Source organism: Gardnerella coleohominis, from assembly GCF_002896555.1.
GTDB classification, from domain to species: Bacteria; Actinomycetota; Actinomycetes; order Actinomycetales; family Bifidobacteriaceae; genus Bifidobacterium; species Bifidobacterium vaginale_F.
On the sequence record NZ_MNLH01000001.1, the window covers coordinates 367,325 to 392,393 of the forward strand.

The 25,069-nt window shown below is 37.9% G+C and carries 22 protein-coding genes, 1 pseudogene and 1 riboswitch; of the genes and pseudogenes, 16 read left to right on the forward strand and 7 right to left on the reverse strand.

The features are described from left to right. Positions 1-342: 342 nt before the first annotated feature. The 3 genes from BFS05_RS01405 to uvrA all read right to left on the reverse strand — a co-directional run bounded on the left by BFS05_RS01405 (position 343) and on the right by uvrA (position 6,806). Complete coding sequence (locus tag BFS05_RS01405; RefSeq protein ID WP_103084269.1) at positions 343-1,461, reverse strand: GuaB3 family IMP dehydrogenase-related protein; 1,119 nt, start codon at positions 1,459-1,461, stop codon at positions 343-345. Between the two features lie 157 nt (positions 1,462-1,618). Beyond that, a complete protein-coding gene (gene uvrC / locus BFS05_RS01410; RefSeq protein WP_103084270.1) occupies positions 1,619-3,811 on the reverse strand; it encodes an excinuclease ABC subunit UvrC in 2,193 nt (730 codons plus the stop codon). 46 nt (positions 3,812-3,857) lie between these two features. After that, positions 3,858-6,806, reverse strand: a complete 2,949-nt coding sequence (gene uvrA / locus BFS05_RS01415) for an excinuclease ABC subunit UvrA (RefSeq protein WP_103084271.1) — start codon at positions 6,804-6,806, stop codon at positions 3,858-3,860. A 415-nt stretch (positions 6,807-7,221) separates the two neighbouring features. Between uvrA and BFS05_RS01420 the strand changes: the two genes are divergently transcribed. After that, complete coding sequence (locus BFS05_RS01420) at positions 7,222-8,823, forward strand: ABC-F family ATP-binding cassette domain-containing protein (RefSeq protein WP_103084272.1); 1,602 nt, start codon at positions 7,222-7,224, stop codon at positions 8,821-8,823. A 129-nt stretch (positions 8,824-8,952) separates the two neighbouring features. Beyond that, entirely contained in the window at positions 8,953-11,151 is a 2,199-nt protein-coding gene (locus BFS05_RS01425; RefSeq protein WP_258004172.1) for a beta-carotene 15,15'-monooxygenase, read from the forward strand. 34 nt (positions 11,152-11,185) lie between these two features. Here the strand turns inward: BFS05_RS01425 and BFS05_RS01430 are convergent, their stop codons facing one another. The 3 genes from BFS05_RS01430 to BFS05_RS01440 all read right to left on the reverse strand — a co-directional run bounded on the left by BFS05_RS01430 (position 11,186) and on the right by BFS05_RS01440 (position 14,835). Next, positions 11,186-12,448, reverse strand: a complete 1,263-nt coding sequence (locus tag BFS05_RS01430) for a pyridoxal phosphate-dependent aminotransferase (protein ID WP_103084273.1) — start codon at positions 12,446-12,448, stop codon at positions 11,186-11,188. A 226-nt stretch (positions 12,449-12,674) separates the two neighbouring features. Continuing rightward, positions 12,675-13,445 carry a polyphosphate--glucose phosphotransferase gene (ppgK, locus tag BFS05_RS01435; protein ID WP_103084274.1) on the reverse strand — a complete coding sequence of 257 codons (771 nt, stop codon included), beginning with the start codon at positions 13,443-13,445 and terminating at the stop codon, positions 12,675-12,677. Between the two features lie 178 nt (positions 13,446-13,623). Further along, positions 13,624-14,835, reverse strand: coding sequence for a glycosyltransferase (locus BFS05_RS01440; protein WP_258004173.1), 1,212 nt, complete (start codon positions 14,833-14,835; stop codon positions 13,624-13,626). Between the two features lie 172 nt (positions 14,836-15,007). Continuing rightward, a riboswitch (FMN riboswitch) is annotated at positions 15,008-15,141 on the forward strand. A gap of 6 nt (positions 15,142-15,147) precedes the next feature. On the opposite strand from BFS05_RS01440, the gene BFS05_RS01445 reads away from it, so the two are divergent. From BFS05_RS01445 to BFS05_RS01455, 4 genes are all read left to right on the forward strand, one after another. Further along, entirely contained in the window at positions 15,148-15,720 is a 573-nt protein-coding gene (locus BFS05_RS01445) for an ECF transporter S component (RefSeq protein ID WP_103084275.1), read from the forward strand. Between the two features lie 15 nt (positions 15,721-15,735). Continuing rightward, on the forward strand, positions 15,736-18,219 hold the full coding sequence (locus tag BFS05_RS01450) for an energy-coupling factor transporter ATPase (protein ID WP_103084276.1): 2,484 nt from the start codon (positions 15,736-15,738) through the stop codon (positions 18,217-18,219). A 116-nt stretch (positions 18,220-18,335) separates the two neighbouring features. Continuing rightward, positions 18,336-18,467 carry a hypothetical protein gene (locus BFS05_RS06950; RefSeq protein WP_258004174.1) on the forward strand — a complete coding sequence of 44 codons (132 nt, stop codon included), beginning with the start codon at positions 18,336-18,338 and terminating at the stop codon, positions 18,465-18,467. A gap of 238 nt (positions 18,468-18,705) precedes the next feature. Continuing rightward, a complete protein-coding gene (locus tag BFS05_RS01455) occupies positions 18,706-19,011 on the forward strand; it encodes a YhbY family RNA-binding protein (protein ID WP_103084277.1) in 306 nt (101 codons plus the stop codon). Positions 19,012-19,234: 223 nt separating this feature from the next. Here the strand turns inward: BFS05_RS01455 and BFS05_RS01460 are convergent. Then, positions 19,235-19,557, reverse strand: a pseudogene (locus BFS05_RS01460) (IS256 family transposase); the annotation flags it as partial. Between BFS05_RS01460 and BFS05_RS06765 the strand changes: the two are divergent. From BFS05_RS06765 to BFS05_RS01505, 10 genes are all read left to right on the forward strand, one after another. After that, positions 19,549-19,698 carry a hypothetical protein gene (locus BFS05_RS06765; RefSeq protein ID WP_180978553.1) on the forward strand — a complete coding sequence of 50 codons (150 nt, stop codon included), beginning with the start codon at positions 19,549-19,551 and terminating at the stop codon, positions 19,696-19,698. The pseudogene BFS05_RS01460 and the gene BFS05_RS06765 sit on opposite strands and share 9 nt — an antisense overlap. 229 nt (positions 19,699-19,927) lie before the next feature. Next, positions 19,928-20,695: a hypothetical protein gene (locus tag BFS05_RS01465; RefSeq protein WP_103084278.1), complete on the forward strand. Its 768-nt coding sequence runs from the start codon at positions 19,928-19,930 to the stop codon at positions 20,693-20,695. A gap of 116 nt (positions 20,696-20,811) precedes the next feature. After that, positions 20,812-21,555 carry a head maturation protease, ClpP-related gene (locus BFS05_RS01470; protein ID WP_103084279.1) on the forward strand — a complete coding sequence of 248 codons (744 nt, stop codon included), beginning with the start codon at positions 20,812-20,814 and terminating at the stop codon, positions 21,553-21,555. Positions 21,556-21,557: 2 nt separating this feature from the next. After that, positions 21,558-22,742, forward strand: coding sequence for a phage major capsid protein (locus tag BFS05_RS01475; RefSeq protein ID WP_016815966.1), 1,185 nt, complete (start codon positions 21,558-21,560; stop codon positions 22,740-22,742). 30 nt (positions 22,743-22,772) lie between these two features. Continuing rightward, positions 22,773-23,051 (forward strand): head-tail connector protein, encoded by a 279-nt coding sequence (locus BFS05_RS01480; RefSeq protein ID WP_016815967.1) that lies wholly within the window; start codon positions 22,773-22,775, stop codon positions 23,049-23,051. Continuing rightward, complete coding sequence (locus BFS05_RS01485) at positions 23,052-23,384, forward strand: phage head closure protein (protein WP_103084280.1); 333 nt, start codon at positions 23,052-23,054, stop codon at positions 23,382-23,384. After that, positions 23,381-23,761: an HK97 gp10 family phage protein gene (locus BFS05_RS01490; RefSeq protein ID WP_103084281.1), complete on the forward strand. Its 381-nt coding sequence runs from the start codon at positions 23,381-23,383 to the stop codon at positions 23,759-23,761. Before BFS05_RS01485 ends, BFS05_RS01490 begins: the two co-directional genes overlap by 4 nt. Continuing rightward, on the forward strand, positions 23,754-24,092 hold the full coding sequence (locus BFS05_RS01495) for a hypothetical protein (RefSeq protein WP_103014107.1): 339 nt from the start codon (positions 23,754-23,756) through the stop codon (positions 24,090-24,092). The genes BFS05_RS01490 and BFS05_RS01495 overlap by 8 nt, the downstream gene beginning before the upstream one ends. Further along, on the forward strand, positions 24,076-24,648 hold the full coding sequence (locus tag BFS05_RS01500) for a major tail protein (protein ID WP_014554473.1): 573 nt from the start codon (positions 24,076-24,078) through the stop codon (positions 24,646-24,648). Before BFS05_RS01495 ends, BFS05_RS01500 begins: the two co-directional genes overlap by 17 nt. A gap of 17 nt (positions 24,649-24,665) precedes the next feature. Beyond that, the gene (locus BFS05_RS01505) at positions 24,666-25,031 is read left to right on the forward strand and encodes a hypothetical protein (protein WP_004117064.1); all 366 of its coding nucleotides are present in this window, start codon (positions 24,666-24,668) and stop codon (positions 25,029-25,031) included. Positions 25,032-25,069: the final 38 nt, after the last annotated feature.

Consider the following 25,069-nt stretch of genomic DNA (forward strand, 5'->3'; position numbering starts at 1 on the left):
TGCACATTTTGTTAAAATAGAACTTCAATTCTAAAAAAATAACAAAAGATATGTTAATTTTTCATGCAAAATCGATTTAATCTAACATTTATATTATAAAAATTTGAAAAATTAGAAAAATTGTTGATTTATTGATTTTTAGACTATAACTTCAACTTAGAGTACGCAAACTTCTAGCATTGCAAGCTTCTGGTATCACATATCCCAAACTTCTATCATCACAAACTTCCGGTATCACAAACCTATACAGCAATTTAATAAAATGGCGAGTTCAACTCATGTCAAACTCGCCATAATACAGCAATAACGCTTCTAAAAGAAGCTATCTACTCACCTATTATCTTAATTAAATGGCTTAAAAACTACGCTGCAACGTTGGAAACTCTTAACATCAACATATCCAGTTGATGCCATTGTGCGGCGCAAAGCTCCAACGAAATTAGTGGTTCCATCAGCTTTATGACTTGGTCCGAAAAGAATATTTTCCAAAGGAGCAACAGTACCAACATTAGTACGCATGCCACGAGGAAGCGAAGGATGACGAGCTTCAGCACCCCAATGCATTCCATGACCAGGAGCTTCAGTAGCGCGAGCCAAAGGAGTACCGAGCATTACAGCATCTGCTCCCATTGCCAAAGCCTTAATGAAGTTACCAGAATTGCCCATTCCGCCATCAGCAATAATATGAACGTAACGGCCGCCGGACTCATCCAAATAATCACGACGAGCTTCAGCAACATCAGCAATAGCTGTAGCAAGTGGAGCTTGAACTCCTAAAGTATTCATTGTGGCAGAAACAGCACCGCCGCCGAATCCAACTAAAACTCCAGCAGCACCAGTTCGCATAAGATGCAATGCAGACGTATAATCTGCGCATCCGCCAACAATAACTGGAACATCAAGATCATAAATAAACTTCCTCAAATCAAGAGGCTCATGATCTTTAGAAACATGCTCTGCCGAAACTGCAGTTCCACGAATAACGAATAAATCAACTCCAGCTTCAAGAACATTAGCATAAAATTCCTGAGTGCGCTGAGGAGAAAGAGCGCCTGCAACAGTAACACCAGCATCGCGAATAGTATGCAAACGCTTAACAATAAGCTCAGGCTTAATCGGCTCAGAGTAAATTTCCTGAATACGCTTGGTAGCAGACTCAGAAGGCAATTCAGAAATCTCTTTTAACAATGGCTCAGGATTCTCATAACGAGTCCAAAGTCCTTCCAAATCAAGAACACCTAAAGCACCCATTTGTCCCATTGCAATTGCAGTATCAGGACTCGTAACTGAATCCATAGGAGCCGCAATAATAGGTACATCAAAGCTATACGCATCAACCTGCCAAGCTGTAGAAACAGCTTGTGGATCACGCGAACGACGAGAAGGAAGAATAGCGATATCATCAAGTGAATACGCTACACGGGCTTTTTTACCCAAACCAATTTCAATTTCCTGTGACATACTTATTAGGCTAATGCTCGATGTTGACTAAACAAATTAAAATGTCGCAATAATTAATCGTAAAGCACATACTCATTTTTTATAACGTATATTTAGACGAAAATACTTACACGTATTAATTACGTAAAGTTTCAAATTAATTGTGGAAAGTATAAACTTAATTGTGAAAAGCTTCAAAAATGCTACGAGCTTTATCTGCACCAATTCCTGGAACTTTTTGCAAATCTTCTACAGATGCTGAAGAAATTGCCTTCACACTACCAAAAACAGACAATAATCTTTTTGTATAAGACAAACCAATTCCAGGAATAGAGTCAAGAGAAGATCGCAAAACGCCTTTTCTTCTTTTATTGCGATGATACGCTATTGCAAATCTATGAGATTCATCTCTTGCACGCTGAAGTAAATATAATCCTTCAGAACTTCTTTTAAGAATAATAGGATAATCATCATCTGGAAGCCAAACTTCTTCAAGCTTCTTTGACAAACCACATACAGCAATATCTTTTATACCACAATCCAACATCGCTTTCTTCGCTGCAATAGCCTGCTGCTTACCACCATCTACAACAATAAGATTCGGCTTATAAGCAAACCTTTTCTGCTTTTTATTGGAACTAGACGATGAACTTTCGCAATCACTATGAGTAAATCTTCTACAAATAGTTTCATATAATGCACTTAAATCATCCAGCTGCCCATTGCCAGATTCTCCATGAATAGAAAATCTCCTATATTCACTTGGACGAGCTATTGCATCTTCAAAAACTACCATTGAAGCAACTTGATACGTGCCATCAATCGTATTAGAAATATCGTAACATTCAATACGCAAAGGAGCTTCTGCTAATCCTAATGCTTGAGCTATCTCATTCATGGCATCAGTTCGCATTTCAATGCTGTTTATTCGACTAGATTTAATTCGCGTTAAAGCTTGACTTGCATTCTCATTAGCTCTTTGCATTAATGCGCGTTTATCTCCACGCTCAGCAACTCGAATGCTAACTTGCGAACCTCGAATATTAGAAAGCCAAAGCTCTAATTCCTTACGCCTATCTTCATGTATTTCCAATGGGACAATAATTTCTCGAGGAACAGGCGATATTGGAGCTAATAAATCCTCACGACCTGTTGTTTCCTGTCTTTCACGTCTTTCTCGAGTTGCTTGTGCACGAAGTATTGGATCAGTAGCGATAGTGTTATTTACTCCGTCAAAAGCATCGCGCAACTGTTTAATGTGATTAGACTCATTTAACTCTGACTTATATCCGTTATCGTATTCTGAATATACATGCGCTAATAAATCTGCTAAAAGATTACTATCATCATCTTGTTCATTCCTTTCAACGGACCAGTTTTTCTCTCCACGAATCATCCCCGCTCGCACAAAAAATGCATGAATTGAAACTTCAAAATCGTCTCCACATAAGCCAAATACATCTGCTTCAACGTAGTCATCAAAAACTACCGCATTTTTTTGCAAAACTGTATTTAATAGAGAAATATCGTCACGTAACTTTGCAGCTTTTTCAAACTCTAAATCATCACTGGCTTTTTTCATTTCATGAACAAGACTAGAAACATAAGAAGAACCTATTGTTCCTGTAAGTATTCCAACTAAATGTTCAACGTAATCACGATGATTTTTTGAAGTTATTTTTCCTATACAAGGAGCTGAACATTTGCCAATTGATGCAAGCAAGCACGGTCTTCCAGTTCTTTTAGCTTTATTAAAAATCGCTGAAGAACACGTTCGAACAGGAAAAGTTTTTAGTAGTGAATCAAGACTATGTTTTAGCGGTAATACTTTTGCATAAGGACCAAAATAGCGAGCGCTTCGCGCACCACGATTACGAGTAATCCAGACTCTTGGAAATTCCTCATTAACAGACACTGCAACATAAGGATAAGTTTTATCATCGCGAAAAACTACATTGTATTTTGGATTAAATGCTTTAATCCAAGTGTATTCAAGTGTAAGCGCTTCAAATTCCGTGGCTACAACAGTCCACTCCAAGCTTCTTGCACTTAAAACCATTGATTGTGTACGAGGATGCAATTGATATAAAGGCTGGAAATAGTTAGCTAAACGATTCCGCAAATTTTTTGCTTTTCCAACGTAAATAACTCTTCCTTCACCATCACGCCACTTGTAAACTCCTGGTTGAGCTGGAATATCACGCGAAGCTGGTCTAAATAGGTCACGACTATCCCCCAATAAAGGCGCTCCTAAAGAATTAAAACCATCTACATTTTGAACATCACTGTGGTTATTTTGAGAGTCACTGTTGTTTTTACTTGTTTTACGCCAATGAGAAGAATCAGATTCTAAATCGTCGATATTATTCATTTCACCCCCTTTCTTAAAAAATCCTATAAACTTCTAAAGTCAAATATTAAAGATTTAACATTGGTTTTAAGAATTTACCAGTCCAACTAGAATCGCATTCACAAATATCTTCAGGAGTACCAGAAGCTACAACAGTTCCACCTGCATCCCCACCTTCTGGCCCTAAATCAATAATCCAATCCGCTGATTTCACAACGTCAAGATTGTGCTCAATAACAATAACACTATTGCCTTTATCAACAAGAGATTGAAGAACAAGCAATAATTTTCTTACATCCTCACAATGAAGACCTGTTGTTGGCTCATCTAGAATATACACAGTCTTACCTGTAGATCTGCGCTGTAATTCTGTAGCAAGCTTCACACGTTGAGACTCACCTCCAGAAAGAGTTGGAGCACTCTGACCTAAACGTATATATCCTAAACCAACATCAACTAAAGTATTTAAATATCTAGCTATAGATGGATATGCTTTAAAGAAAACAGCAGCCTCAGAAATAGGCATATCAAGAACATCTGAAACTGTTTTGCCATTATATTTAACTTCTAAAGTTTCGCGGTTATAACGCTTTCCATGACAAACTTCACACTCAACATATACATCAGGCAAGAAGTTCATTTCAATTTTCAAAGTACCATCGCCATGACATGCCTCACAACGACCTCCTTTAACATTAAAAGAGAATCTTCCCGGACCATATCCTCGAACTTTAGCTTCAGGCGTTTGAGCAAATAAAGAACGAATTTTATCCCAGACGCCAGTGTATGTAGCAGGATTAGAGCGCGGAGTTTTACCAATAGGATTCTGATCTACATGAACAACTTTGTCACACTTCTCAACGCCTTTTATTTCCTTATGCTTTCCAGGAACAATTCGCGCACCATTCAGCTTATCAGCAAGAACTGGATAAAGTATTGAATTTATTAAAGTCGATTTTCCAGATCCAGAAACGCCAGTAATACACGTAAAAACGCCTAACGGAATAGAAACATCAATATTCTTTAAATTATGTTCGCGAGCGCCAATAATTTTTAAGACACGATTTGAATCTACTTTTCTACGCTTTTCAGGAACACTAATTGATCGTCTTCCTGCAATGTAATCTCCAGTAATAGAGCGTTCAGCTTTGCATATGCACGAGGATGGTCCTGAATATACTACTTCACCGCCTCGTTCTCCAGCTTCTGGACCAATATCAACAAGCCAGTCTGCTTGACGAATAGTGTCTTCATCATGTTCAACGACTATAAGAGTATTACCAAGATTTCGTAAATGGTGCAATGTTGCTATTAAGCGTTCATTGTCTCTTTGATGCAATCCGATTGAAGGTTCGTCAAGCACATACATGACACCTACTAATCCTGAGCCGATTTGTGTTGCTAAACGGATTCTCTGCGCTTCTCCTCCAGACAATGTTTTTGCTGCTCGTGAAAGAGTTAAATAATTTAATCCGACATCATTTAAGAATCCAAGTCGTGCACGTATTTCTTTAAGAACTTCTCCAGCAATAATAGCTTGAGAACCTTTTAACTCAAGTGAATTAATCCACTTCAAACTTTCACAAACAGGCATATCGCACACGTCTGCAATTGAGTATTCGCCAACTTTAACCGAAAGAACTTCTGGCTTTAAACGTCTGCCTTCACAAGCCCTACATGGAACTTCACGCATATAAGATTCATAGTATTGGCGCATTTGATCAGAATCAGTTTCATCATGTTTTCTCATGAGTGTACGAACTACACCCTCGAATCCAGTGGAATATTCCCTATTACGACCCCATCTGTTTCTATATGAAACTTGAACAGTAAAATCATGTCCATAAAGAATTGCTTGTTGAACATCTTTAGGTAAATCTTGCCAAGGAGTATCCATGCTAAAGCTTAGATCTTTGGCAAGTCCTGAAAGCACATGCTGATAATACATTCCAGCAGATTTATTCATAGCCCATGGCTCAATAGCACCTTGAGAAAGAGATTTTTCCGGATTAGGAATAACTAATTCTGGATCAATTTCTAGGTTATAACCGATACCAGAGCATTCCTTGCATGCTCCATATGGAGCGTTGAACGAAAAAGTTCTTGGTTCAATTTCATCAAGCTCTAAAGGATGATTATTTGGACATGCTCTATGTTCTGAGAATGATTGTCTACGTTTTGAAGACTCTTCTGGTTCATCAACAAAATCAGCAACTACAACTCCATGAGATAGTTTTAATGCTGTTTCAATAGAGTCGGTAAGACGTACACGAATTCCATCTTTAATAACTAAACGATCAATAACAACTTCAATAGTGTGCTTTTTTTGCTTAGCTAGATTAATATCTTCGGAAAAATCGCGCATCTTACCGTCAATAATTGCTCTAGCATAACCGTCTGAACGCAAAAGTTCTATAACATCTTTAAACTCACCTTTACGTCCTTTAACTACTGGAGCTAATATTTGCAAACGCGTACGCTCAGGCATAGAAAGCAAAGTATCAGTCATTTGCTGAGGCGTTTGAGCACTAACTAATTCACCACATTCAGGACAGTATGGAGTTCCAACCCTAGCAAAAAGAAGACGTAAATAATCATAGATTTCCGTAATCGTACCAACTGTAGATCTAGGATTCCTATTCGTAGTTTTTTGATCTATAGAAACTGCTGGGCTTAAGCCTTCAATAAAATCTACATCTGGCTTATCCATGCGGCCTAAAAATTGCCTAGCATAAGCGCTAAGTGATTCAACGTAACGTCGTTGTCCTTCTGCGAATAAAGTGTCGAAAGCCAGTGAAGATTTACCGGATCCTGAAAGACCAGTAAATACAACCATGCGATTTCTTGGAATAGATAAGCTAACGTTTTTAAGATTATGCTCGCGAGCTCCTTGAATAGTTATTTTCCATTCAGAAGGAACTTTAGATAAATCAGATATAAGAGAACCTTTAGATAAGCATAACGGAGCATCATCCAATAACGCTTGTAACGCATCTGATTGCTGTAGCTTTGACATAGCCGCCTCCGAAATACTTATATGCAATACCCAATACGCATATGCAACGTTCAATTAACGATTTTAATTCACAATAAATCATACAAGTCCAATAAGTATAGAACACTTGTTCGAAAAAGTAAAGTTATACGATTCGCGTGTGATTAAATACTCATTAAACACATCTAAACAATATATTCCAGCAACACATCCCACATAACATCCACAATCGTGTCACACATAAAATCACACTTAATCCCCCACATAACATCAGACTTAAGCTCCCACATAACATCACACATAAAATCCAAACATAGCATTTTAAAAGCGATTATTAAGAATTCGTTACCACCACACGATATAATGGCTCGTTTGGCTGAGATTTTACTTAGTTAAGTATGAGTAAGACTTATTTTTCAGGAAACGGACACATAATATGCCTATTGACGCACAAGCATTAACCATACAAATTGGTGCGCGTACGCTATTAAATTCTTCTGATTTTCACGTTACTAAAGGCGACAAAATTGGTTTAGTCGGACGAAACGGAGCCGGAAAAACCACATTAACAAGAGTAATAACAGGCGACATGCTACCTGCAGGAGGATCAGTCCGAGTAAGCGGAAAATTAGGTTACTTACCACAAGATACTCATGCAGCAGATCCAGAACAAAGCGTTATCGACCGCATTATGAGCGCTAGAGACATAGCATCCATCGTTTCTAGAATTCGCAAAGCAGAAAAAGAAATGACGGATCCAGATCCAGATATTATGTCAAAAGCTATGAATCGCTATGACAAAGCCATGCAAGACTATGAAAAAGCAGGTGGATACGCTGTACAATCTGAGGCAATTTCAATGGCAACAAGCCTAGGACTCCCACAAGAAGTCATGCAACAAGCTCTAGGCACTCTTTCAGGCGGCCAACGTAGGCGCATTGAGTTAGCTAGAATACTTTTTTCTGACGCAGATACGCTAATTCTTGACGAACCTACTAACCACCTTGACGCAGACTCAATAATATGGCTTCGCAATTATCTTAAACGATTTGAAGGCGGATTCCTCGTAATTTCCCACTCAACAGAATTACTTGACGAAGTTGTTAATAAAGTATGGCATTTAGATGCGCAAACAGCACAAATTGACATGTATTCAATGGGCTGGAAAGCATATTTGCACCAAAGAGTTGTTGACGAAGAACGCAGACGCAGAGAACGTGAAGTAGCTGAAAAGAAAGCCGAACGCCTTATGAAACAAGGAATTCGCTTACATGCTAAAGCCACTAAAGCTGTAGCAGCTCAAAACATGATGCGCAGAGCAGAACGACTTCTTAGCGAAACAAGCGAAGCTCAAAAACAAGAAAAAGTGGCAGACATTCGTTTCCCAGAGCCAGCTCCATGTGGAAAAACGCCTATTATGGCAACGGAAATTTCTAAAGCATACGGATCTAATATTGTTTTCGCTGGAATTAACCTTGCTATAGATAAAGGATCTCGAGTAGTAATACTCGGTTACAACGGTGCCGGTAAAACAACTACACTGCGCATTCTAGCAGGCGAAGAAACAGCAGATACTGGTGAAGTAAAGTATGGCCACGGATGCAAAATCGGCTATTTTGCACAGGAACACGATACTCTAGATTTAGACGCAACAGTTTTAGAAAATCTTCAACACGTTGCACCAAACTTGAATGACACTCAAGCTCGTTCTATGCTTGGCAGTTTCTTGTTCTCAGGAGATGACGCAATGAAACCAGCTCGAGTGCTTTCCGGAGGCGAAAAAACACGCCTTGCACTCGCAACTTTAGTTACTTCACAAGCTAACGTACTTTTACTCGATGAGCCTACTAATAACTTGGATCCAGCCTCTAGGAATGAAATTCTTAAAGCTATATCAAAATATGAAGGCGCTATTGTGCTTGTAACACACGATGAAGGAGCTGTTGAAGCATTACATCCTGAAAGAGTTCTTCTTATGCCTGATGGCGATGAAGATTTATGGAACGATGAATATCTAGATCTTGTCGCAGAGGAATAAAATTAAATAAAAATAAAAATAAAAATAAAAATAAAAATAATAAACGCATAAGACTTAAACTAAATAATTAACGAACAAAACTAAGCTTATTACTAATAAGCTATGCAAATCAGTTAGGATAGATACGTTATGGCAATTTCAGTATCTCAGACTCTGATAGAAGCACAACGTAGAAAATACTTTCGCAACAAACACATATTGCGAAAACTACGCATGCCAATAATCGTATTATTACTAATAGTTTTGTTTGAGTGCACTTTAGGCAATATCCAATTTTGGAACAGCGTCGCAGGTAGTACGGATAGTTTTTCTGCACACAACAATATTGGAGCAGGACTTCAGCGTTTACATTCTGGAGGACTTAAAATCCTATACCCTTCAGAAGCGTATATTGAAGTGATTTCAGATGGGTCATCTCCTTATATTCGTTTACAACCAGCATCTAAGCCACCTAAAAAATTGGGAAATGTGCCAATTATTAAAGATATTCACGTACGAATTGACGTAAATAGCCATGCAGGAAAATACATTAGCGCAAATCCTCGTGCAACAAACGGCGCCATAATACCAATACCAGAAGAAGGCGTTGGAAAACCAGGCATTTTAAGAATCTGGATACAACATCCAGCCGATTCAATAATAGATTTGGAAGACGCTAGAGCAAATGTAAGAGTGCCTTTTAGCTTTTCATGGGGACGCATAGGAATACTAATTCTTATATCGTTAATAATCGCAGCATGGAATCCGTGGTCTAAATTATGGAAAATAAAACTTAACACATCTAATATTTACCATCAAATATTTTTCATAATCATTATTTTGCCATTTATATTAAACGCTGTGAAATCTATTGTTGAAAGCTTCATGTACTCAGCACCATTGCATTTCGACGTAGAAGGAAACTATACATACGATTTCGACCAATACAATAACACAGCTAAAGCTTTCCTAAACGGTCATGCTTACTTAGATTTACCAGTACCGCATGAGCTTACACAATTAGCAAATCCATATGATCCTTCTGCAAGAGACAAACTTTTAGCAAGCGGTGTTAGTAATATTTACTGGGATCACTCTTATTATCAAGGACATTGGTACTCTTATTTTGGCGTTGTTCCAACAATATTATTCTTCTTACCTTTCCAAGCAATAAGCTCAATATTCACTCATAATGCTATTAGTTTACCTACATCTTCAGTTACTTTCTTATGCATTATAGGATTCCTTATATCAGGATCTTTACTTGTGATTAGCTTAGTTCGCAGAGTTCAAGAACAGGCTTCATTAGGAACCGCATCTTGTTGCGTTGCGATGTTCCTGGTTTCTTCTAATATTTCATACTTATGGTTTAGACCATCATTCTATTCAGTACCTATAGCAGCTTCCATGATGTTCACAACTATAGGATTACTATGCTGGATTCATGCAAGAAAATCAGATTCGACTTTCAGTAAAACATACTTCATTTTAGGCACATTCTTTATAGCTATTAATCTGGGTTGTAGACCAACATTCGCAATAGCTTTCATTTTTATTTTCCCTATTTTCGGAAAGAAAATTTTAGACATTTTAAGAAATATTCTAGCCGACTATAAAAATTCGTCTTCCTGGAAAGAATTATCTAAATTTATTGCAATAACTTTTATACCAATAGCAATCATCGCAATACCACTAGGCTTTTATAACAGTATTCGCTTCGGCTCACCTTTTAAATTTGGGAACGAATATCAAATAACAGTAACAGACATGACTAAAATGCGAATACCGGCAGATAATATACTCCCATCTATAATTAGCTATTTAGCATTGCCTTTACGCATCATACCTGATTTCCCTTGGATTGGAATTCAACCAATCTCATTTAATAAGTGGCAGTATAGCGAACCAATGATCGGCGGAATTTTTAGTATTTGCCCTCTAGTTTTATTAGGCATAATCTCAGCTATTGCTTTTTACAAACATACTAAAAATAAATACGTAGCTAATATTGCGATTACTTCAATTGCATCAGCTTTTATATTAGTGATATTCGATAGTTTGAAAGCTGGAATAGGCTGGAGATATATGGCAGATTTCAGCTGGCTTTTTGCAATAGGAGCAACAGTAGGAATAACACTATTCCTAGAAAAAATCGCTGTACTTAACAATGACGATACGTTGATAAATAAAGTATCAGCATATTCTATACGAGCTATTTTTATATCTCTACTACTGTTCTCAATCGCAATAATATTCTTGAGCTGGTTCACTGTAGGAAGAGAAGATTCACTAGTAAAATACAATCCAGATTTATGGTATAACGTAAGAGCTTGGCTAACTCTCCTATAAGATCACTCTCCTATAAGATCACTCTCCTATAAGATCACTCACCTATAATTTCACTAAGCAATACATCAACGGTTTTTAATAAACGCTCGATATTACTATTAAATTGTTCAGGCTCCGGCAATAACGATAATGCAAGATAACCATTATTAGGCATATCAAAGTAATATCCAGGCTGGGAAACCAAGCAATAATCTTTAATTAAACGCAACGCAAGAACATCATCATCAATACATGAAGGCACACGAAGTAAAATATTCCATCCGCCTTCTGCTCTTAAAGCACTAACAGTGCAATTAGGCCATTTAGATAACACTGACCGTAATGTTTTAAGATTTTCACGTACGCGAGCGCGAACTTTATTAGTTTGATTAGATGCGCAAGATAATAATTCCGGAATATGTTCTGAAACAGTTGCACCGATAGGCAAAAAATCATCAGCTATAACATCTAAGCGTTTTTTAGCTTCATTAACATCTTCAGTTGGTCCTGAAACTTCAATCCAACCAACTTTTGCATGAGGAGCTGCCAACATTTTAGAAAATCCATCTAAAGCAAAAACAAGCGTTGATGATTCTCCAGCTAAACGAGCGTTATTGTCAAAAGGCTCTAAAGAATAATCATAAAAAACTTCATCTGCAATAATAGCTATACCATGACGATTACAAAGTTCCAACAACGTTTCTCGCTCTTGTGGCTTCACATACGAACCAGTTGGATTATTTGGGTTAATAAGCACTAATGCTTTAATATTGTGCGAATCATTTTCGATTAAGTAGCGGAGATTAGATAAATCAATAGTCCACGATCCGTCATAGCGCAAAAAATAAGGTATCGAAACTACATTATTAAGTCTGGCTATTGATTCAATTAAAGGATACCCAGGAGTAGGCGCAAGAACAGCATCTCCAGCATCGCATAAAAGCATCATAAGCCATGCATATGCTTGAGAAGTGGAAGACAAAACATAAATATTTTCAGGATTAACAGCTTGAACGTTATATTTACTTTTGCCATTTGCGCACGAATCACTTACAGAATCGCTTACGGAATCAGTAGCACACGCATCACTAATTCGATTATCTCTTTTATTAATAAAATCCGATAATAGCTTTCTAACTTCTAAAGGACCTCTAGGATCTGCATTGTATGTGCTAGATAAACACTCTGGAGCAAGATTATGAGATGTTGGATTAGAATCATTAAGCTTCGTTAATTTTATATGTTCAGATAAAGCACGTCGCTGAGCTACGATAATAGGATTCGGCTCACTTACATCAACTCTAGAAGAAAATCGCACACAACTACACTACAGTGAATCAAAGATATATGATAAAACGATACGCAAAACGATACATGTAAGACAACATGTAAAACTAATAAATTAATAAACTAAGAAACTAATAAAAATGCTAGGCACAATCAAACGATTTAAAATCGCGACTGCGCCTAGCTAAATGTCAGAGCATAAAAGCAATTAGCACATAAATTTAAATAATAAACTAATATTATCTAATTTAAATTAATTACTTCTCACGCTGTTGCATAGCATAGAAAGCTGCACCAATAATGCCAGCCTCGTTATGCAAAGAAGCAACAACAATAGGAGTCTTAATATCAATATGTGGCAAGAACTTTTCACTTACGCGGCTCACGCCACCGCCAACAACGAACAAATCTGGATTAAAATACTTTTCCATCAATCCGTAGTACTTAGTTAAGCGCTTAGCCCACTTCTTATAACCCATATCAAGCTTTTCACGCACTGATGATGCAGCATACTTCTCAGCATCACCCTTACCCTTTTCAAGCTGAATATGGCCGAGCTCTGTGTTAGGAATAAGAACACCGTTATAAATCAACGCAGTACCAATACCAGTACCTAATGTCGTTGCAATAACCAATCCATCCTTATCTTTTGCTGCTCCAAAATGCTGTTCAGCCAAACCTGCAGCATCAGCATCATTAACAACGGTAACAGGACGGCCGCATGCTTCACTAAACACTTCTGTGACATCAACACCAATCCACGACTGGTCAAGATTTGCCATATAATCAAGCTTCTTGCCTGGCTTTATTGGTGCTGGGAAAGCAATACCAACAGGAACATCAGGAGTGACTTCGAAATGTTCAAGTTGTTGACGAACAATATCAGCGACTGCCTGAGGAGTAGAAACTGCAGGAGTTAGAATCTTATAACGCGGTTCAGCGAACTCGCCTTTTTCAAGATTAACTGGTGCAGCCTTAATACCTGAACCACCGATATCTACGCCAAAAGCTTGTGCAGTGTTAATCATCGCTAACACCTCTCCTCTGAATGTGTTGACAATGGAATTTCAAGTTCATTCTACATTATCTTATAAACGACACGCGTAGCCACGAACTTAATTATTGCCAACGGTTCCAATATTATTTTTCTCAGTATAATAACCAAGAATTATACAAATTTGCAAATTTATGAAACACGTTTGTTTTTTATTCTAAAGAAGGCATAGGCTTCCAATGTGAATCATGCAAAATCCTTCTAGAAGCAAACCATCCTTTAATTAATTTTCCTACGCCAGAAGATATGTTATCGCGATCAACTGCTAACAAACGAATAAATTCCTTCGCAGCAGTAGCAGCAGTTCCCAAAGCAAACATAACCGGATGATAATCTCCATGAACCATGAAATAACGCGCCATAAAACCGCGATTGCGCATAATATGGTAACGATTCATATCAGAAGTAGAATTTAACTGTCGTACTCCAGCAATATCCCAATTAGGAATATCACGAGTACGTCTTAAAACAATGTCAGGAATAACAATAGGATTTGTAACTTTACTAGCAAGATACCCATAAGTAGTATCATCCCAATAAATAAAATATCGAGGATCAGGAAAACCTATTTTCTTAACAACATCTCTTCTAAACAATCCACCTTCAAAACACAAAGTGTTCATAACACGATATCCAGAACGTCCAAAAGCCGCAGGAGCGAAAGGATTTGGTATGCCCATAGGCACCAAGAAGTCGTATTGCCAGTAGAATTTCCCACCATCGTAATCTAATCGGCTTCCTTGAATTACAGAATGCTTTTTAGTCCATGGAGCTAAACGAGAAATAGATTCTGGAACTGTTTCAACATCATCATCCATAACCCAGAACCACTTAGCACCAATCTCATAAGCCTTTTTAACGCCAGCACTGAATCCACCAGCACCACCTAAATTATCCTCTTGAGGCTCGTAAAGCACGTGTTCACAATTGCCTTCATCATCGCTATACGTATTACCCCATTTTTTAGTAAGATTCTCATTTAACGAATCAACCATTTCACGAGTTTTCTCGCTTTTTTCATTATCAACTACGATAATTCTCCATGGGCATTCATTTAAATTCTCAAACGACTTAAATAAACGAGCCAACAACTCTTGACGCTTATACGTAACTACAACAACAGCTAAACGCTCAATACTTTGCTTCGAATACTCACTATTTGTAGATTCAATATTGTTATTTACTTTAGTTAAACTTTTATCTACACCAGTGGTTTCTTTAGCTTCTTTAATTACTTTAGTTTCTTCAATTGCCTTAGTTTCCTTAACGTCTTCAGATTCTTTAGCACCAGTAGTCTTCTTAGTACCATTGGTTTTTTTAACGCTTACAGATTTTCTAGTTCTCGTACTGCTAACATTGCTCATACTGTTATTCTCGCACCTACCCTCGCCACATTTAAATTACAAAAATATAAAATGGATTACTTTATTTAGTTCAATATTTAGTTCAATATTTAGTTCAATATTTAATTTCATATTTAGTCTTATAAACACATAATGTTCACGGCATGATATACAAAAGGAATGTATAAAAGAATATTTGTTTCAGGGAAGGTGAAAATCCTTACTGGCGGTAGCAAGATAATCTTGAAGCCCGCGAGCGGAGTAAAATCTGCAGATTCGGTCAAATTCCGAAGCCAACGGTCAAAGTCCGGATGGAAGAAACGGAGGCCCACCATGGGTACTTTAAGTAATTCTCTGCACAGCACAGATGCTAATTCTTCAAACTATTGGTCAACAAAAAGAATCGCGCAATACGCATTGTTCGTAGCTTTATCTATGGCAGTTAGCTTCATAGAATTCCCTATTACTCCAGTTAGCTATCTTAAATACGATCCTTCAGGAATTGTATGCCTCGTAGCAGGATTCGCATACGGACCTGCAGCTGCAGCAATAGTAAGCATACTTGGATTTGCACCACACTTATTCACAAATCCATTAGGAACAATAATGGCAGTGCTAGTCTCATTTGGATTCTCAGTTACCGCAGCATTTATCTACAAAAAAATGCACACAAAAAAGGGAGCTGCACTAAGTCTTATCTTTGGATCTGTAGTTGCTATTATTATCGCAATCGTTGGAAATCTTATTATTACTCCTCTTTACGCTCCTCACATGCATGTTGCTGATGTTGCATCACTTATTCTTCCAGTTTTATTGCCGTTTAATGTTATTAAACTTGCTTTGCACGTAGTAATAACAATTATTATTTATAAGCCAATTTCTAAATTACTTCATAAAGTTAATTAACTATCGCAGACAAACATGCGTAACATAAATACGAACTGTAGTACGACTGGCAATACGAGCTGTAATACAAACGTAAATACGAATTGCATTACAGCTTGTAATACAACCGGCATTAGCAGAATCGCAAGTCGCAGTAATACAAACGCAAGTCAAGAAATCAAAGCTGACTTTACTACTCCAGTAATACTGCGAGATATTTGCTTTAGCTACGATAATGGCAATACTTGGATTCTTAATAATGTGAATCTAACTATTAATTCCGGCGAGCGCGTGGCAATTGTTGGAGCTAACGGTTCTGGAAAATCGACATTGTCGAAAATTATTTCCGGCCTTACAGCACCAGATAGTGGTTACGTACATCTATGCGGAGAAAAAGTTTTTGATAATACTACTGCTCACTCTTTAGCATATAAAGAAGCAAGAAAGCATATCGGCACGCTATTTCAAAGTCCGGAAGATCAAATTATTACTACTGTTGTTGAAGATGATATTGCTTTTGGGCTAGAAAACTTGCAAATTCCGCGCGAAAAAATGCAAAATCGTATTAGCAAAGCTTTACAAGCTATTCACATGGAAAATAAACGTTATGCAAACCCTAGTTCTATGAGCGGTGGCCAACAACAAAAAATTGCTCTGGCATCCTCTATTGCCATGAATTCTCAATTACTTGTTCTTGATGAGCCAACTTCTATGCTTGATACATATTCGCGTAAAAGCGTTGATGATCTACTAAATAATTTGCACAAAAATGGCACTAGCATCGTTCAAATTACACATAGTCTTGAAGAATGCAAAAATGCAAATCGCATACTTTTATTAGAAAATAGCAAACTGAAAGAAATTAGTTTTGAAGATTTAGAAACTCATTTTTCGAATATTAATTCAGCGAATAATAATTTCATCAAAATCAGCGAACGCAAAAATTCAACTGAGAATAGCAATTGCGTAAATAAATCTGACGATGCTATAAAAATTTCTAATCTAACTGTTAAATATGATAAAACTTCGCCAGCTGTTATTGACGATTATTCACTCACTGTTAAAAGTGGCGAAATCGTTGCAATAATAAGCAAAAATGGAAGTGGAAAATCAACTCTTGCTAAAACTATTTGCGGATTGTTAAAAGCCGATTCCGGAACCATAACAGTTGATGGCATACCAGTAACTGGAAAAACTTCTCGCGATGATCGACGTAAATTGCGCAGCACTATTGGTTACGTTATGCAACTTCCAGAACAACAACTTTTTGCCGATACAGTACGAAATGATGTTGCTTATGGCCCACAAAATTTTGGATTAAAAGGCGATGCTCTTAAAAGACGTGTGGATGAAACTCTGCGTTTACTGCATATTGAGGATTTGGCTGAAAAATCACCTTTTGCTCTTTCTGGAGGCCAGCAACGACTTGTTGCAATAGCAGGAGTACTCGCATGCAAACCACGCGTGCTTGTATTGGATGAACCAACTGCAGGATTGGATTTTGAAGCAGCATCGCGCATTCTAGATATTCTCTACACTTTGCACAATCAAGGCGTGACAATAGTGCTTATTACGCATAATATTCAGGAAGCGAAAGCTTTAGGAGCACGAATTGTAAGTATTGAGCAAAGCGGAAATAAAAATAATCAAGTAGATAAAAATCATCAAGTAGATAAAAATAAAGTATATAAAAATCAAAAAGACAAGCGCAAAAATACAAGCAATATCAAGCCAGCAGAACGACCAGAAAAATCACTACTCGCATATTTTGATCCTCGAGTAACTTTATTTTCTTGCTTTATCATTATGCTAAGCGCTTTTAGTATTACTAACTATACGCAATTAACAATCCTAGCAATAGCAACAATTTTGCTCACTTTTATAGCAAGAATATCACTTATAAAACTGTTATCTTCACTTCATATGATTATCGCAGTATTTATTTTTTCAGGCTTGCTTAATATTCTTTCAGTTCGAACTGGTACAGTACTCGCAAACATTGCAACTATTCCAATAACTAGTGACGGAATTAATTATTCAATACTTTTTGCAACACGATTTTCACTCGTTATTATTATTGGCGCTATTGTAGTGCTCACTATGAGTCAGACAGTACTTACTGAATCTTGCGCACGCCTACTTTCACCGCTTAAACATATATGCATACCAACTCAGGAAATATCTCTTATCATGAGCCTGGCAATGCGATTTTTACCAACGCTCGCATCTGAAGCTCACGCTGTTGCACTAGCACAAATCGCACGCGGAAGCAGTATTCACGACGGATCATTTAAGCAAAGAATACATGCCATAACGGCTATAATAGTGCCAGGATTTGCTAGCGTAATTCGCCATGCAGATACGCTTGCACTCGCATTAGACTCACGATGCTACACACCTGGAGCTAAAAGAACTCACTTACATACTTGGAGAGTGCGCATAAAAGATATAGCGTTATTGGTAACTTCTCTAATAATTGTGAGCGCGATTATTGCTTGCAAAATATTGTATTTATACTAAACTTTCCGAACATTTCACATTTTTCAGCAAACGCAATACATAAGTGTCTACTAAAATATGCATACACTTACAAAATTTTCCCATCTAATGTTGCTGCAAATCGAAGGAGCTTAAAGTTGCAAGTGCGCGTTAAGATTCTTTCTGATGGTGCTGAGTTGTCGGAGTTTCTCTCATCGCAAGATTTTTACATTGCTCTAAGAGAAACTTCGACAGCTCTTGGCATGTTTAGTCTTTTAATCTTCGGTTAATCACCGAGATTTTTCGATTTTTCTTGCTCTCTCGGCGAGTCACCATCTAGCGACGCTGAGGCTCGCCTCTTTCGCTGCGAAAAATCTTAAATCTCTGCCTAACTGGTAGAAAATCATACTTTGTAAATGAATCTATGCAGCAATTCGCAATATACTGTATAATCCGTTAAGCACTTAGTACTAAGTATGAATACTTTTGAGATTACCAATACTTTTACTTTTATTGAAAGGACTACTTATGGCATTGACAAAGAAGCAGATTAAGCAGCTTCGCGCGCTCGCTAATACGCTTAGCCCACTTTTATACGTTGGCAAGAACGATATTACTGATGCAGCAGTTAAGCAGGCAGACGAGACCATGCAGCATCATGAACTCATGAAGTGCGCTGTGCAAGATGGTTCCGGATTAAGCGCTAAAGAAGCTGCTGATGCACTTGCTGAAAAGCTCGGAGCCGAAGTCGTGCAAGTAATCGGAAATCGTTTTGTACTTTTCCGCGTCTCCACATTAGACAACGTTGAGCATATTGTGCTCGTGCGCGAATAAAACTCTCTCTTAATATTTTATATTTTTGCGATACTTCGTAAATAAAAATGCTCCATGATTCTAAGGCTTATTCATAATCAATTTGATAGCCAAGCGAATCGTGGAGAATTTTTGTATTTAACACCATTAAGCTCTAAATCTTGGGGTTATAGGCCAAAAAGTGCGTAAAGCTAAGCTGATGAATATTCTTGAAATAGGAGTAATCAGCTTAGCTTTTTAATAACTACTGGTAGTATTCACGACTCTTATGGAACTCATTCCAATCAACACCAGTACCATACTTGCTGGTATTCCAAATACTTCAGATAATCCCTGCTCAGAACGCTCCCAAGCTTGCTGATAAAGTTGTTCTATACATTCACTAGTAAAAGAATTAGCGATTATCCAAGACTTATCTTGTGGCTCATTTGTGTTTAAATAACACCACCAGCATACAGCATGTATACGTTTTAACAAGCTTAATCCACGATGATTACGTAGCATATCACGAATTCTACTATTCATTGATTCAATAGCATTATTAGTTGGTGGAATAGGATGAGTGCAAACGATATTAGACAGTTAGAAAACTTGGATAAGATTCCCGCCTGTGAGGGTGGTGACTTGTATTTGATTAACGGTAACATGCTCCCACTTAACCGTGCGGGAGCGTTCAATGTAATTGGTAGAAATAAGTTAGGTGATTAAGCTGAATTTGTGTCTTGATAATATTAATATAACATGTTATATTAATATTATTTTATTATAACTGTTTAGACAGTGAATGAATCATTTAGGCAACGAAGACATAACGAATTATCTTAACGTTAAGCGAAAAATAGAATCTAATCTCTATGGATACTTAACTAAGATAATATCCTACACTATGAGAGTATACAGCGAATTAAGAATATAGAATTCTAGGAGGCGTAATACTATGTCTAAGAAAAAAATGTATATTTCGCTAGGAACTTTACTTTTATTGGTTCTATTTGTATTTACTGGAATTTTTATTATTGGAAATAATCCAGCATCAAAGAATAGTGGGAATATAGCTAATAAATTGATGCCAGTAAACGTAGCTTATGCTGAAACGTTAGATGATATAAAGGGATCCATGAATAAGTTGATGGTGGAATTAGAAACTGAGACGAAGACTAATCCACAAGTGGCTATGCAGGCACATCCAGGAAAGTTTATTAGGAATTCTAAAAACTATCAAAGAATATTGAAACTGGGACTGAAGGCAATTAAACCTCTTTACGATGCTATTTATGATAGTAGAGATGCTGGATGCTATGAATATATTCTAGCTATGGCTATTGAAGACATAACTGGCGAAAAGTTTGTTTACAATTCTGACTATGGTTGGAAAAATTCGTTAGAGTTTAGGATGGCTTATGACGAAAAAGTAAACAATACAAGGTTTAATGTTGAAAGAATCAGTAATAATGAAACTTTGAATGATCATGACCGAACTCAGAAATTTAAGGAATTAGGGATTTTTGCAGTTTCTGATTTAATTAAAGAGTATAGGAAAAGTGATTCCAAAGTTTCTAAACCATCGATATTAGAAGCTGTTAAGGGAATTACTAGTAAGTATAAAGAACTTGCAATAACGGAAAGAACTCCAACTGAGAGTATTCTAGATGAAACACAATTATTTGATTCTCTAGTTTCCTTAAATGGAAGAGCATACAAGTAAGGTGGATTATTTAACTGTAAAGCTAGTTCTTTAGGTATTATATGAGTGTTATACGAACATGAAGCGACCAAGAAAATCTTGGTCGCTTCTTTATATAAGAGAGGAGGAAAAAGGTAATGAGGAAGTTTTGGCAGTGGAAAAACCAAAAGGAAAACAATGAGACTAATGAGAATAATGAGATTTTTGAGAGGACACTGTTTCTTAACGGTACGATTGCTGAAGAATCATGGTTTGATGATGATATTACACCACAACTTTTTAAAGACGAGTTAAACGCTGGTAGTGGAAATATTACCGTGTGGATTAACTCACCTGGCGGCGATTGTGTGGCTGCGGCACAAATCTATAACATGCTCATGGATTACAAGGGTTGTGTGACGGTCAAGATTGATGGGATTGCAGCTTCGGCTGCATCAGTGATTGCTATGGCTGGGACAAAGGTTTATATGAGCCCGGTGTCAATGCTTATGATTCATAATCCTATGACTGTTGCTTTTGGAAACAGAAGCGAAATGGAAAAAGCAATATCAATGCTTGATGAGGTCAAAGAGTCCATTATTAACGCTTACGAGATTAAAACAGGGCTTAACCGTGTGAAACTCTCGCATTTAATGGATTCGGAAACGTGGATGGATGCTAACAAGGCGGTAGAACTCGGGTTCGCGGACGGTGTTTTAACTAGAGGTGAAACCACTGATATTGGCATACCACAAGTTTCAACATTGTATTCAAAATTAAGCGTGCAAAACACGTTATTGGAAAAAATATCTAAAGCCTGCCGGATAAGCGGTAAGGAAACAAACAATATTAGTGCAGACGATCTTATGGATCGTCTTTTTTTAATCAAAAATTGGAGGTAAACATGATGAACACTATTTCAAACATGGTTGAGAAACGTAATAAGGCTTGGCAGGGTGCAAAAGCTTTCCTTGAGTCTAAACGTGACAAGGACGGGCTTATTTCAGAAGAAGACGCGAAAACCTATGATGAGATGGAAGCGAAAGTGAAAGCTTACAGTAAGGAAATTGAACGCTTGGAACAGATGGAAAAAATGGATAAGGAGCTTTCAAAACCAACATCTGAGGCGATTGTTGCAAAACCTATGAAAACAGGTGTGAACCTTGAAAAACAAGGTCGTGCGCGTGACGAGTATAAGCAGGCAATGCTTACAGCTCTTAGAAGTAATTTTAAACGAGTCGATAACGTGTTGCAGGAAGGCGTGGACGCTGACGGCGGGTATCTTGTGCCGGAAGAATACGATAATCGTCTGATTGAAACGTTGAAAGAAGAAAACATTATTCGCTCTCTTGCTACCACGATTACCACTAGTGGAGAGCATAAGATTAATGTTGCGATGAGTGATCCTGCAGCAGCTTGGATTGAAGAAGGCGCAAGCCTTAACTTTGGGGATTCCAAGTTCGCGCAAATCCTGCTTGACGCTCATAAGCTTCACGTTGCAGTAAAAGTTACTGAAGAACTCTTGCATGATAATGCGTTTAACCTCGAGAATCATCTTCTCACATCCTTCGGCATGGCGTTGGCTAACGCTGAGGAAGACGCTTTTCTTAACGGGGATGGCGTTGGAAAACCGACTGGTATTTTCAACAAGAAAGACGGCGGCACGTTCCTTAAAGAAACTACCAGTATTAAAACTGATGATCTGATTGATCTTATTCACGCTTTGAGGCGACCATACCGTAAAAACGCGAGTTTTATTATGAACGATAAAACAGTCGCGAGCATACGAAAACTTAAAGACAATAATGGCGCGTACGTTTGGCAGCCTTCATACCAGGATGATGAGCCGAACAGGATTCTCGGATACCCGGTATACACGTCTGCTTACGCGCCTGAAAACATGGTGGCTTTTGGCGACTACTCGTACTACAACATTGGCGACCGTGGTTCACGCTCGTTTAAAGAACTTACCGAACTTTTCGCTGGAAACGGCATGATAGGTTTCGTCGCTAAAGAGCGTGTAGACGGCAAACTCGTGCTTAAAGAAGCAGTACAGATTCTACCTGTTAAAACAAGCGTAGCAGCTTAAAAGACGACTAAAAGTTAAGGAGGGGTGTTGATGATAGTTACAGTCGAGGAAGCAAAAAACTATCTTAGGGTGGATAGTAAAGAAGATGATGAGCTTATCAACACCCTTATTCATTCTGCTGAAAAACTCTGCCAGGGAGTAGCTCGTAAAAACGATACTAGTTTGATTAGTGAAAACTTTGACGAGTATCGGCTCGCAGTCTTATACGCTACAGGCTACTTGTATGAGCATCGGGAAGAAGCAGACCATCACGCGCTAACTCTCACCTTACGTTCGATGCTTTTTACTGTTAGAAAAACGGGGTTTTAAATGAGAATAAGTTTATTAAACGAGCGTATTACGCTGCTTAAAAACAGTGTTGAAGTTGATGAGGTTGGTAATCATAAGATTAAGTGGAGTAAATATTACGAGTGTTACGCCACGGTGAGTGCTGAAAGCCCATCTGAGCAGACTTCGGCGGGAAACGTGTGGGATGAGTCAAAAATAGATTTTACTATCCGCTATTCGAAAGAAACCGCTGCAATATCATCCACCAGGTATCGTGTTATTTTTCATGATACGGTTTATGAGATTTTAGGTGTTGACCACATGAATTATAAGAAGAAAAGCCTGAAACTTCACTGTAAGAGGTGTAAAAAGTGAGCAAAGTAAGTATTGGCAGCCTCTCTAAAGAAGTTATTAGAGAGCTTAAAACTTACGCGAAAGTTACAACCGGGAAAGTAAAAGAAGCAGTAAAAACCGCTGGTAAAACAGCAAAAGAAGAAATTAACATGACAGCTCCTAAACGAACTGGAGCGTATGCGAAAAGTTGGGCGGTTAAAACATTAAGCGAAACAGGCAGCAGGCTAGTTCTCGTAGTGCATTCTAGAAACAAGTATCAGCTTACACACTTGTTAGAGTACGGGCATGCTAAACGAGGCGGCGGACGCGTGGAAGCAAGAGCACACATTGCTGAGGCTGAAAGTAAAGCAGTACGAAGTTTTGAAAAAGAAATAGAGGAGGCGGTTAAAAATGGGTAATCTTTTAAACATTATGAGGGAGATAGGTTTTCCTTTCGCCTATCACCATTTTGCTGAAGGAGAATCACCTAATCCGCCTTTCCTCCTGTTCTTAACGCCTGCGAGCAGTAATTTCGCTGCAGACGGGAAAACGTATTTTAAAGCAAACGAAGTTCATATTGAACTATACGCAGACTATAAGAACCCCGTACTGGAAGAACAAGTTGAAGCCGTGCTTGATAGGCACGGCATTTTTTATAACAAAACAGAAGCGTTCATAGAGTCGGAAAAGCTTTATGAAACACTCTACATTTTTGAAATGGAGGTAACAATAAATGGGAAACAAGGTTAAATACAATCTGAAAAACGTGTACGCGGCAAAACTTAAAAAAGATTCGAGTGGTTTCTCCTACGATGAGCCTAAGCCGATTCCGGGGGCGGTGAGTATAAGCCTTGAGGCTGAGGGTGAATCCTCACCGTTTTACGCTGACGGGATTGTTTACTTCAGGTCGACTGCTAACAACGGTTACAGTGGCGACTTGGAAATTGCTCTTATACCTGAATGGTTTAGGACGGAAATACTGAGAGAAGAACTAGATAAAAACGGTGTGCTGGTTGAAAACGCGAAGATTAGTGAAACAGAAAAATTCGCGCTCCTGTTTGAGTTTGATGGTGACGTGAACGCTATCAGACACGTTTTATATAACTGTTCAGCAACACGACCGTCTATCGAGTCAGAAACTAAGGAAGACACGATAGAACCGGGTACGGAAACTTTGTCGCTTACGGCTGATCCTAGAGAAGATGGTTTGGTGAAATCTAGGAGTGGTGACACTACTTCAAAAGAAACCTATGAGAAATGGTATAAGAGCGTGTACGTTCCGCAAGTTAACACGGAAATCAAATAAGTTTTAAAGGGGTAAAAGTGTTAGAAAAAACAGTAAAAGTAAATGGTAAAGACGTGAAGTTTCGTTCTTCCGCCACTATTCCAAGACTGTATCGTATTAAATTCAAGCGTGATATTTTCAAAGACCTATCAAAATTAGAGCAGTCTTTCAAAAACAACGAGGGTGTTTTTGAAATAGCAGATCTTGAAATTTTTGAAAACGTAGCCTACATCATGGCTTACCACGCGGATAATAGTATTCCAGCAAGTATTGATGAGTGGCTTGACGAGTTTGAAATGTTTTCTATCTACGAGATTCTTCCTGAAATTCTAGAACTTTGGGGAGCAAACTTGGAAACTGAAGTAAAATCTAAAAAAAATTTAAAACAACAACACGGCAAATGACAACCGCGTTGTTTCTTCTTAGATGCACCGAAATCGGG

Bases quoted from the DNA above. Each gene is read 5' to 3' on its own strand.
- ppgK (WP_103084274.1), bottom strand. From the start codon at position 13,445: ATGATTAACACTGCACAAGCTTTTGGCGTAGATATCGGTGGTTCAGGT.
- BFS05_RS01405 (WP_103084269.1), bottom strand. From the start codon at position 1,461: ATGTCACAGGAAATTGAAATTGGTTTGGGTAAAAAAGCCCGTGTAGCG.
- BFS05_RS01455 (WP_103084277.1), top strand. From the start codon at position 18,706: ATGGCATTGACAAAGAAGCAGATTAAGCAGCTTCGCGCGCTCGCTAAT.
- BFS05_RS01485 (WP_103084280.1), top strand. From the start codon at position 23,052: ATGAGAATAAGTTTATTAAACGAGCGTATTACGCTGCTTAAAAACAGT.
- BFS05_RS01480 (WP_016815967.1), top strand. From the start codon at position 22,773: ATGATAGTTACAGTCGAGGAAGCAAAAAACTATCTTAGGGTGGATAGT.
- BFS05_RS06765 (WP_180978553.1), top strand. From the start codon at position 19,549: ATGAGTGCAAACGATATTAGACAGTTAGAAAACTTGGATAAGATTCCC.
- BFS05_RS01425 (WP_258004172.1), top strand. From the start codon at position 8,953: ATGGCAATTTCAGTATCTCAGACTCTGATAGAAGCACAACGTAGAAAA.
- BFS05_RS01420 (WP_103084272.1), top strand. From the start codon at position 7,222: ATGCCTATTGACGCACAAGCATTAACCATACAAATTGGTGCGCGTACG.
- BFS05_RS01495 (WP_103014107.1), top strand. From the start codon at position 23,754: ATGGGTAATCTTTTAAACATTATGAGGGAGATAGGTTTTCCTTTCGCC.
- BFS05_RS01450 (WP_103084276.1), top strand. From the start codon at position 15,736: ATGCGTAACATAAATACGAACTGTAGTACGACTGGCAATACGAGCTGT.
- BFS05_RS01500 (WP_014554473.1), top strand. From the start codon at position 24,076: ATGGGAAACAAGGTTAAATACAATCTGAAAAACGTGTACGCGGCAAAA.
- BFS05_RS01440 (WP_258004173.1), bottom strand. From the start codon at position 14,835: ATGAGCAATGTTAGCAGTACGAGAACTAGAAAATCTGTAAGCGTTAAA.
- uvrC (WP_103084270.1), bottom strand. From the start codon at position 3,811: ATGAATAATATCGACGATTTAGAATCTGATTCTTCTCATTGGCGTAAA.
- uvrA (WP_103084271.1), bottom strand. From the start codon at position 6,806: ATGTCAAAGCTACAGCAATCAGATGCGTTACAAGCGTTATTGGATGAT.
- BFS05_RS01465 (WP_103084278.1), top strand. From the start codon at position 19,928: ATGTCTAAGAAAAAAATGTATATTTCGCTAGGAACTTTACTTTTATTG.
- BFS05_RS01470 (WP_103084279.1), top strand. From the start codon at position 20,812: ATGAGGAAGTTTTGGCAGTGGAAAAACCAAAAGGAAAACAATGAGACT.
- BFS05_RS01475 (WP_016815966.1), top strand. From the start codon at position 21,558: ATGATGAACACTATTTCAAACATGGTTGAGAAACGTAATAAGGCTTGG.
- BFS05_RS01445 (WP_103084275.1), top strand. From the start codon at position 15,148: ATGGGTACTTTAAGTAATTCTCTGCACAGCACAGATGCTAATTCTTCA.